Below are 9517 nucleotides of genomic sequence, written 5' to 3' on the forward strand. Positions count from 1 at the left end.
TGGGACGGGCGCGGAATGGACGTTGAGGGCAAGGATCTGCTGGCATCCCTGGTGCCGGTCGAGGAACTGGACGAAAGCCGCGCCGCCCGGCTTGCGGCGCAACTGGCCGAACTGGTGGCGCAGGCCGATATCGCCTACCACGGCCAGGACGCGCCCTTCATCGACGACGCCGAATATGATCGCGCCAAGCGCTACCTTGCGGGGATCGAGGACCGCTTTCCCCAGCTTTCCCTGCCCGACAGCCCGACCGGCAAGGTTGGCGCCGCGCCGGATGGCCGCTTCGGCAAGATCGCGCACCGGCAGCGGATGCTGTCGCTGGCCAATGCCTTTTCCGAAGACGAGATCGCCGATTTCGTCCAGCGCATCCGCAATTTCCTGAACCTGCCCGCCGATGCGCCGCTGACCCTCACCGCCGAACCGAAGATCGACGGGCTGTCCTTGTCGCTGCGTTACGAATCCGGGCGGCTGGTGCAGGCGGCGACGCGGGGCGATGGCTCGGTCGGGGAAAACGTGACGGCGAACGCGCGCACAATCGCCGACATTCCCGAAACGCTGAACGGCCACGGCTACCCCGACGTGCTGGAGGTCCGGGGCGAGGTCTATATGACCCACGCCGATTTTGCCCGGCTGAACCAGTCCCCCACGGGCCGCAGCTTCGCCAATCCGCGCAATGCCGCCGCCGGGTCGCTGCGTCAGCTTGACGCCGCAATCACCGCCTCGCGTCCCTTGCGGTTCTTCGCCTATGCCTGGGGCGAGATCTCGGCCCCCTTCGCGCCGACCCAGATGCAGGCGGTCGAGGCCCTGCAAGGTTACGGTTTCCAGACCAACCCCTTGATGACGATCTGTAATTCCGTTTCGGACATAATGGCTTTCTGGCAATCGGTCGAACGGCAGCGCGCCGGGCTGGATTACGACATCGACGGCGTCGTCTACAAGGTGAACGATCTGGGCTTGCAGGAACGGCTCGGCTTCCGCTCGACCACGCCGCGATGGGCGATCGCGCACAAGTTTCCCGCGCAAACCGCCTGGACCCGGCTTGAGGCGATCGACATCCAGGTGGGCCGCACCGGCGCGCTCAGCCCCGTGGCGCGGCTGCATCCGGTAACGGTGGGCGGCGTCGTCGTGTCCAACGCAACGCTCCATAACGAGGATTACATCGCCGGCGTCAGCGCCGACGGGTGCGAGATCCGCGGCGGCAAGGACATCCGCATCGGCGATTGGGTCGAGGTCTATCGCGCCGGCGACGTCATCCCCAAGATCGCCGACGTGGACCTGTCGCGGCGCCCCGCCGATGCGGCGCCCTACCCGTTTCCCCAGACCTGCCCCGAATGCGGATCCCCCGCCGAACGCGAGACCGGCGATTCCATCCGCCGCTGCACGGGCGGGTTGATATGTCCCGCGCAGGCCGTTGAAAAGCTGCGTCATTTCGTGTCCCGCGCCGCCTTTGACATCGAGGGTCTGGGCGCCAAGGTTGCCGAAGAACTGTTCCGCGACGGCTGGATCGCCGAGCCTGCCGATATCTTCACCCTGCAAGACCGCTACGGCCCCGGCAAGCTGACGCAGCTCAGAAACCGCGAGGGCTGGGGCGAGAAAAGCGCCCTGAACCTGTTCCAATCCATCGACCGGCGGCGCGAGATCGCGCTGGCCCGCTTCCTTTTCGCGCTTGGCATCCGCCACCTGGGCGAGGTCGCGGCGCAGGAACTGGCGCATCATTTCGGCTCGTGGCAGGCGCTGCGCGACGCGTTGGACCTTGCCCGCCCCGCCGCCCTTGCCCTGCGCCACGCCGAGGGCGCCATCCGCGCCGAACGCGAGGCTGCCGACGCCGAGGGCCGCCGCGCCCGCCTGTCGGAAACCCGCGCCGCCGCACTGGCCGAATGCGACCTGCCGCCCCAGGCGGAAGCTGCGTGGTCCGACCTGATCGCCGCCGACGGGATCGGCCCGGTGCTGGCCATGTCGCTATCCGACGCGCTGGCCAACCCGCAGGAACGCGCCGCGATCGACCGGCTGGCCAGCCACCTGACCATCCTGCCGCCCGAGGCCCGCGCCACCGACAGCGCCCTTTCCGGCATGACCATCGTCTTCACCGGCACGCTGGAACGCATGACGCGGGCCGAAGCCAAGGCCCGCGCCGAGGCGCTTGGGGCCAAGGTCGCCGGTTCGGTCTCGGCCAAGACCGACCTGCTGGTGGCGGGACCGGGCGCGGGTTCCAAGGCGCGCAAGGCGGCCGAGCTTGGCGTCAAGGTGATGGACGAAGACGAATGGCTGACCCTCGCAGCCCGGTGACGCGCGGCCGCCCGCCGTCACTTTTCCCACTGTTCGCCGCGCTGGATTCGCTGCCCGGCGTCGGTCCGAAATCGCTGGAATCCTTCGCCCAGATGGGCGTGACGCGGCCCCGCGACCTGATCCTGACCCTGCCCCATTCGGGCGTCAGCCGCCGCCGCATCACCGCGCTGGCGCAGGCGCAGCCGCCCGAAAACGTGACCATCGCGCTGACTGTCCAGCGCCACCACCCGCCCACCGCACGCGGCAGGCCGTGGCGGGTCCATTGCAGCGACGGGACCGGGGACCTGCAACTGGTCTTTTTCCACGCGCGCGCCGACTGGATCCAGCAGCAACTGCCGCCGGGCCAGCGCCGTGTCGTCTCGGGCAAGATCGAGCTGTTCGACAACCAGCGCCAGATCGTCCACCCCGACCATATCGGCACCGACGCCGACCCCCTGCCGCCCGAGTTCGAGCCGGTCTATCCGCTTTCGGGCCGCCTGACGCAGGGCGTCGTCCAGCGCGCCACCCAGGCCGCCTTGCAGCGCGTGCCGCAAATCGCGGAATGGATCGACCCTGCCCTGCTGGCCCGCGAGGGCTGGCCCGACTGGCAGGCGGCGCTGGCGCAGGCCCATGCGCCCGGCTCGGTCGCGGATCTTTCGCCTGCCAGCCCGGCCCGCGCACGGCTGGCCTATGACGAATTGCTGGCCCATCAGTTGACGCTGGCGCTGGTGCGGCGCGACCGGCGGCGGCGGGCGGGACAGGTCAACCGGGGCGATGGTGCGTTGCGCGCCAAGGTGCTGGCGGGGCTGCCCTGGCCGCCGACCGGCGCACAGACCCGCGCCGTGGCCGAGATCGAGGCCGACATGGCCCAGCCCCATCGCATGAACCGGCTGGTTCAGGGCGATGTCGGCGCGGGCAAGACGCTGGTCGCCTTCCTGTCGCTGCTGATCGCGGTCGAGGCGGGCGGACAGGGCGCGATGATGGCCCCGACCGAGGTTCTCGCGCGCCAGCATTTCCGCGCGCTCGAACCCCTTGCGCGGCTGGCCGGCGTGCGGATCGAGGTCCTGACGGGCCGCGACCGGGGCGATGCACGCGCCAATATCCTGACCGACCTGGCCGAGGGGCGCATCGACATCCTGGTCGGCACCCATGCCGTGATCCAGAAGACCGTGAATTTCGCCGACCTGCGCCTTGCCGTGATCGACGAACAGCACCGTTTCGGCGTCGCGCAGCGGATGGAACTGGCCGCCAAGGGCGGCGGCGCGCCCCCCGACATGATGGTGATGACGGCCACGCCCATCCCGCGCTCGCTCGCGCTGGCGCAATATGGCGACATGGACCTGTCGGTCCTGGACGAAAAGCCGCCGGGCCGCCAGCCGATCACGACCATCGCCCTGCCCGATCGCCGCCTTGACGATGTGGTCGCCCGGCTGCGCAGCGCGCTGGACGGCGGCGCGCGCGCCTATTGGGTCTGCCCGCTGGTCGAGGAAAGCGAAAAGGTCGATCTGACCGCCGCCGAAGCCCGCTTTCAGGCCCTGCGCGCGATCTTCGGCGATGAGGTGCGGCTGGTTCACGGCCAGATGCCAGCCGAGGAACGCGACGCCGCAATGTCCGATTTTTCCGCCGGGCGCGCGCGCCTGCTGGTCGCGACCACGGTGATCGAGGTCGGCGTGGACGTGCCCGAGGCCACGATCATGGTGATCGAGCGCGCCGAAAGCTTCGGCCTCGCCCAGTTGCACCAGTTGCGCGGTCGGGTCGGGCGCGGCACGGGGGCATCGAGCTGCCTGCTGATCTATCAAGAGCCGCTTTCCGAAACCGGCCGCCGCCGCTTGCAGATCCTGCGCGAGACCGAGGACGGCTTTCGCATCGCCGAAGAGGACATGGCCATGCGCGGCGCGGGCGACGTGATCGGAACCGCGCAATCGGGCCTGCCGCGTTTTCGTATCGCCGACCTGGAACGTCAGGCGGGGTTGATGACGCTGGCACGGCAAGACGCGCAAACCTTCCTGCAACACGACCCTCAGATGGCCGGCGAACGCGGCCAGGCGGTGCGTTTCCTGCTGTGGCTGATGGAACAGGACAAGGCGATCCGGCTGCTTGGCGCGGGGTGAATGTTCACGTCTCGCTAAATGTTCTTAAAAAGTTCTTTACAGCGACAGCGAATCATGGGAACAAATGAGCAACACAGATGGAGGCTCATATGACTCGCGAAAACCTTGTTGATCTGATCGGAATTACTGCCGTTTCGGCTGCCACCGTCGTCTTTCTCTGGCTGCCGGCGATCCTGGCTGGCTGACATCCCTGCCCCGCGTATCGAAGCGGCGCCGTCGCCTGTGCGCCGCAATCCGTCCCCCGGATTCGTTTGCGCGCAACTGCCGACCCCTTGGCGGGTCGGCTTTTTCATTTCGTTTGGTTCATCGAATACCGCTGGCCGTGCCGTTCCGGGCACCAGACAGGCGATTGGCTGCCTTACGCCGCGTCGATAGCCGCCAGCGTGGCGTCCCATGCCAGCAGGATCGAGGCATGGCGGTTGGGAAAGTCGCGCGCGGGGGTCAGCGCCTCCAATCCCGCGAAAACACCTGTCGGCGCGGGGCCGCCTTGCTTGAGCATGGCAACCAGTGCCTCGCGCGCAGCGGCGATCCCGTCGCGGTCAAGCCCGATCACCCCGGCGCCAAGAACGCTCGCCGACGCCTGGCCAAGGGCGCAGGCCCGCACCTCTTGCGCGAAATCGGCGATACGCCCGTGTTCCAGCCGCACGTCCACATCCACCGACGACCCGCATTGCGGCGAACGGCGATGCGCGCTGCCTGTCTTGTCGGACAGCTTGCCCAGATGCGGAATCGCCGAGGCCAGCGCCAGGATACGGCGGGAATAAAGCTGCATCAACTCGCTGTCGGACATGTTGCTAACCGGCCTTTCGCGCTGGCGACTTGCCGGTTAGATAGGTGCGGTGCCATCGAAAGGAAACCCATGTTCGACCCGGTCAGCCTTAAATACGACGCGCAGGGCCTGATCCCGGCCATTGCCCAGGATCACGTTTCGGGCGAGGTGCTGATGATGGCATGGATGAACGCGCAATCCGTGGCCCACACATTGGAAACGGGCCGGGTCACCTACTGGTCGCGTTCCCGCCAGGCGTTCTGGGTCAAGGGCGAAACCTCGGGCCACCTGCAACATCTGGTCGAGATGCGGGTCGATTGCGACCGCGACTGCCTGCTGGTGATCGTCAGGCAGGACGGCCCGGCATGCCACACCAACCGGCGCAGTTGCTTTTACACCGCCATCCGCAACGGCGCCGAAATCGAGATCATCGCGCCCGATCCCTGAAACGCGCCCTTCTCGTGCCCAAAGGCAGGACCGGCGGCGGTTCCGGCCTTCAGGGATCCGCCGATATGCCGCGATGACCCGCAGGGGTCAGGCCCCGATGGCCAGCCTTTCGCCGGGGATCATCGCATCCTCGGGTTCGCGCAGGACGTAGCCGCGGCCCCAGACCGTGTCGATGTAACTCTCTCCACCGCTGACCTGCGAAAGCTTCTTGCGCAGCTTGCAGATGAATACGTCGATGATCTTCAGTTCGGGTTCATCCATGCCGCCGTAAAGATGATTGAGGACTATACAAATTCTCAAGCTTATCAACGGACCACGTTGAAACGCACACCGAGACAAATCGTGCCCAAAACAGGAATCTTGAAATGGGCACTACCGAGACAAAACCCACCACCGCCGACCTTGAACGGCTGATATCCGAGATCACACCTGGACCGTGGAAGGCCGAGGCCCGTGCCGCCCTCACCCAGCCCACGGGAGAGCCGAAATGACCGCGACCAGAAACCGCACGTTCCTCGGGATCAACGGGAAGATCAGCGGCGAAGAAGCCATCCGCAGATACCCGAACCCCAAGTTTTTCGAGCGAGGCAACCCGCGCATGACGCACGACGAAATCCGGGGACTGATCCATCGGAATGCCGATGAAATGGAGCATGTGATTGCCCTGATCCGGTCCATTGCAGGCCCGACGCGGGGAAGCCGAATGACCAAGAAACACCTGCTGTTCAACGCCAACCTGCTGCACGACATGCGCGTCTTGGTGGACATGCACGGCGGCGAGGCTGGACGCCCGTATCTGTGGGAGGAATGACATGACCGACCGCATCACCGTTGAGGGCTTTGTCATCGTCCCGCCGCTGTCGCCGTGGGACGAAAAGCACCGCGACGAGATCTGGGGCTACATCCCGCCCAACACCTTCGGGCGCACGGAAGCCGAGGCATGGCGCAGGAACGCAGGAGCCGCCAGCCGCGACCCGGGCGAGTTTGCAATCCTCGTCCAGCGTTGGCACGACCGAGGCTATCGCGTCAAGCGCGCCACGATGGTGATCGAGCCATGACCGGGATGCGCGATCAGCCGAGGGAATCGTAATTCCGATCCCATTTGTCCTGCCTCGCCTTTCTTGAGCGGAGATCATCGGAATGCTCGGCGCTAAGGCCCAGATCTGCGACCGCTTGCTCAAAGGCCCCGTCTATCTCAGAGCGGTAATCCTGGGCATCAAGCAGACGCACCGCTGCTCTGAGCTTATCTTGCTCACTTCTATGCTCCTTGCGCTTCATCTCTCCATCTCCAATTCCCCGCTGACTGCGGTCGCGCCATGCGAATGAAAAAGGCGAGGTTTCCCTCGCCCGAAACTCATTACATCAGCCAGAGAGTTCTCAACCGGGCAGGCGACTTTTCTTTGCAGCCTGGGATTCATTGCTCCCATCAGGATTTTTGCGATCCGGCTGCGGCTTCTCGCTGCTTTGGCCTTCGCCGGGCATCTTGATGGGGTCTTCTTGCTGGCCCTGCTGGCCTTGCTTGTGTTCGGTGCCCATGAATGGGTCCTCCATTATCAGCGGAAGATACCGTCTGATGAATAAGAGATGGGGATCGTGGTCGGTCATTACACCGGGTCCACAGTAACTATCTAACAGGCCGAGGAAAACACTGACAACATTCGTTGATGCTCACCTCGCCCCACCCACCACGACCATAATCCCGACCACGATAAACGCAGCATAGGCCACCTTCACGATCTCCCACATCATCGCGTCACCGACCTGCCCGACAGCACCTCGACCTTGTCGCCGCATTTCAGCAGCGCGAGGCGATCCTGCCGCCACAGGCTCTCCACCTGCGCATCACTGATCCAGCCGGACGGGACCCGCGCCGGCCGGTCGCAGGGATCCGCGAGCCAGTCGAAATCGTGGCCGGCCCTTTGCCGACGGTCGAGCTTCGCCGATGCTGCGCGGCGGCATTCCTCGAACCGGTCACCGGACACGGGGCGCAGCATTTCGGGCTGTAAAGCGTCTGCTGTGCGGGACGGAGCGGACGGTCGGGCGAGGCACTGAAGCCCCGCCCGACCTGCTATCATCCCTTCAGACTCAGTGTCGCATTCGGGAACGGAAAGCCGAAGTCGTCGATATCGCGCCGAGAAGTCTCGCGAAAACCTAGGCGACTATAGAAGCGAACGGCCTGCACATTCTCGGTGTAAACCTCAAGGGAAAGCTCCCCCTTTCGGGCCAGAGCATCAGCGATAAGTTCGCGGCCAACGCCAAGGCCTTGGCGGTCTGGCGAGATGAACAGCCCGCCAATGAAGGTCCCTAGGAGGCTGATGAAGCCAACAGGCTCCCCATCTAGGCACGCCACTGAAGTCTCTGCCTTTGGCAGATACTCCTCCTCGATCAGCCCGCGCTGTTCGGTCAGCCTTTTCTCACCAATGAAGGGATGGGCCTTCATCGAAGCCTCAAACCAGATCTTGGACAGTTTTTTCAGATCCGTTGCCGCATCAAAGGGCCGGATCAACACGTTTTGGTTCTCCATGAGAACTCCACAGAAATCATGCAAAAAGGATCGGCAACCATGTGCCAAGCGATGCCGCTACATGCGGTTCAATCGAAGCCTCTGTGCATAAATCTCCTTCTGTGACAGACAGAGAATAGGCTACCCGACCATCCGTTTCAATGACCGCTTTGGGCTCAAAGCGACATGCGACACCGCGGCACCCGAGGGCCTTCCCCAGCCGGCCTTGTCCCCGATCCGGCGGAAGGCATCACGCAGGTGCCATACCAGCGCTCGCTATAAGCGCTTCGCTCCCCGCTGCATCGCGAGGCACCCTGCCACCGTCAACGCCGATCACGACCATCACCCCGAGGGCGACAAGGGCGGCATCGGCCGCCCCTGCTATAAGCCAGGTCAGGTCACGCCGCCGATGCGCTTGACGATGCGCGACCAGATCGCGGTGACCCCGAACGTGGCCCCTCCACTGAGCAGGAGCGCCAGCCCGCCAGCGGTCCAGTCGGCAGCGGCAGAGATGGACAGGCAGATGTTATCCGGGCCGGTGAGTTGTGCGACCCCTGCGGCCACCAGCGCCCCTGACAGGGCGTAGAGAACATAGCGGGTTCCCAGTGCGATTACACCTTTGAGCATGGGTTATCCTTTCAGAGGGTGAGGTAGACGAGGACGGCCACGGCCACTGCGGCGATGACCATCACGGGCGTCATGTCGGGGTCGTGGTTGGGGGATGCTGGCGGGACAGGTGCGCGATACCGCTCGCGAGCGATGGCCAGCGCCCGCTCCACCTCGGCAACGGTCGCATGGGCCTTGTTGAGGCCGTCACCCGCATAATAGGACTGGCCCGCCTTGATCTGCCGGGATGCGCCCCGCATATCGCGAGGGACAGGCAGGGAAGCCCACTCCTTGGCCAGCGCCAGCGCCATGTCCTCGGAGTCGATCTGGCCATCCAGAAACCGCTGGAACCCCCTGCCCCGCAGCAGATGCATGGCCATCTCATCCTGCGTTGCCGCGTCAAATTTCCGGGCCGTGCTGATGCCGGTCTGCTGGATGATCGCGGCCAGCGTCTTGCGGATGATCTGGTATTTCCCGGCGGCGGAACTGTCCGCACCGCGCGCGACGACGTTGTTTTGCCAATCCTGCACCTGGGCGATGCTCATGGCCGTCAACCTCTGCGGACGCAGGCTGGCCGGGATGCCACCATAGACGATATCGTAATCGCCCCGGCTCTCGTATTTGCCGATCAGGTCAAGGACCGGCCCGGCATGGTGGGCTGTGAAACTCATGGCGTTTCCTCACGAAAAAAGCCCGCGCGAGGCGGGCGATGTTGTAAGCGGTCGTTACAAGTTCAGCGCGGCGGGATGGTCTTGTCGATGTGGTGCTGGACCGGGGCCTTGCCGGTGACGATCCATCCCTCGATGCGATCGACGCTGC

The 9517-nt window shown here is 65.1% G+C and carries 12 protein-coding genes and 1 pseudogene; 6 read left to right on the forward strand and 7 right to left on the reverse strand.

The window, feature by feature from the left end:
* The first annotated feature begins 15 nt into the window (after positions 1–15).
* A complete protein-coding gene (ligA, locus tag Q0O97_RS14050; protein WP_294930542.1) occupies positions 16–2283 on the forward strand; it encodes an NAD-dependent DNA ligase LigA in 2268 nt (755 codons plus the stop codon).
* Positions 2259–4373 carry an ATP-dependent DNA helicase RecG gene (recG, locus tag Q0O97_RS14055; protein WP_294930545.1) on the forward strand — a complete coding sequence of 705 codons (2115 nt, stop codon included), beginning with the start codon at positions 2259–2261 and terminating at the stop codon, positions 4371–4373. The genes ligA and recG overlap by 25 nt, the downstream gene beginning before the upstream one ends.
* Before the next feature lie 358 nt (positions 4374–4731).
* Here recG and Q0O97_RS14060 read toward each other — a convergent pair whose 3' ends face one another.
* Positions 4732–5163, reverse strand: coding sequence for an iron-sulfur cluster assembly scaffold protein (locus Q0O97_RS14060; protein ID WP_294930548.1), 432 nt, complete (start codon positions 5161–5163; stop codon positions 4732–4734).
* A gap of 69 nt (positions 5164–5232) precedes the next feature.
* On the opposite strand from Q0O97_RS14060, the gene hisI reads away from it, so the two are divergent.
* Positions 5233–5589, forward strand: a complete 357-nt coding sequence (gene hisI / locus Q0O97_RS14065) for a phosphoribosyl-AMP cyclohydrolase (RefSeq protein ID WP_294930551.1) — start codon at positions 5233–5235, stop codon at positions 5587–5589.
* Between the two features lie 87 nt (positions 5590–5676).
* Here the strand turns inward: hisI and Q0O97_RS14070 are convergent.
* A pseudogene (locus Q0O97_RS14070) lies at positions 5677–5871 on the reverse strand (helix-turn-helix domain-containing protein); the annotation flags it as partial.
* A gap of 83 nt (positions 5872–5954) precedes the next feature.
* On the opposite strand from Q0O97_RS14070, the gene Q0O97_RS14075 reads away from it, so the two are divergent.
* From Q0O97_RS14075 to Q0O97_RS14085, 3 genes are read left to right on the forward strand one after another with little or no spacing between them, the layout of a single operon-like run.
* Positions 5955–6080, forward strand: coding sequence for a hypothetical protein (locus tag Q0O97_RS14075; RefSeq protein WP_294930553.1), 126 nt, complete (start codon positions 5955–5957; stop codon positions 6078–6080).
* Positions 6077–6400 (forward strand): hypothetical protein, encoded by a 324-nt coding sequence (locus Q0O97_RS14080; RefSeq protein ID WP_294930556.1) that lies wholly within the window; start codon positions 6077–6079, stop codon positions 6398–6400. The genes Q0O97_RS14075 and Q0O97_RS14080 overlap by 4 nt, the downstream gene beginning before the upstream one ends.
* 1 nt (position 6401) lies before the next feature.
* On the forward strand, positions 6402–6647 hold the full coding sequence (locus Q0O97_RS14085; RefSeq protein WP_294930559.1) for a hypothetical protein: 246 nt from the start codon (positions 6402–6404) through the stop codon (positions 6645–6647).
* 319 nt (positions 6648–6966) lie between these two features.
* Here the strand turns inward: Q0O97_RS14085 and Q0O97_RS14090 are convergent, their stop codons facing one another.
* The 5 genes from Q0O97_RS14090 to Q0O97_RS14110 form a co-directional block, all read right to left on the reverse strand.
* On the reverse strand, positions 6967–7125 hold the full coding sequence (locus Q0O97_RS14090) for a hypothetical protein (RefSeq protein ID WP_294930562.1): 159 nt from the start codon (positions 7123–7125) through the stop codon (positions 6967–6969).
* Positions 7126–7334: 209 nt separating this feature from the next.
* Positions 7335–7583, reverse strand: coding sequence for a hypothetical protein (locus tag Q0O97_RS14095; protein WP_294930565.1), 249 nt, complete (start codon positions 7581–7583; stop codon positions 7335–7337).
* A 77-nt stretch (positions 7584–7660) separates the two neighbouring features.
* Entirely contained in the window at positions 7661–8113 is a 453-nt protein-coding gene (locus Q0O97_RS14100; protein ID WP_294930568.1) for a GNAT family N-acetyltransferase, read from the reverse strand.
* 372 nt (positions 8114–8485) lie between these two features.
* Complete coding sequence (locus Q0O97_RS14105; protein WP_294928138.1) at positions 8486–8719, reverse strand: hypothetical protein; 234 nt, start codon at positions 8717–8719, stop codon at positions 8486–8488.
* An 11-nt stretch (positions 8720–8730) separates the two neighbouring features.
* The gene (locus Q0O97_RS14110) at positions 8731–9369 is read right to left on the reverse strand and encodes a hypothetical protein (protein ID WP_294930571.1); all 639 of its coding nucleotides are present in this window, start codon (positions 9367–9369) and stop codon (positions 8731–8733) included.
* Positions 9370–9517 lie beyond the last annotated feature (148 nt).

Source organism: uncultured Paracoccus sp. (genome assembly GCF_945915435.1).
Taxonomy (GTDB): Bacteria; Pseudomonadota; Alphaproteobacteria; order Rhodobacterales; family Rhodobacteraceae; genus Paracoccus.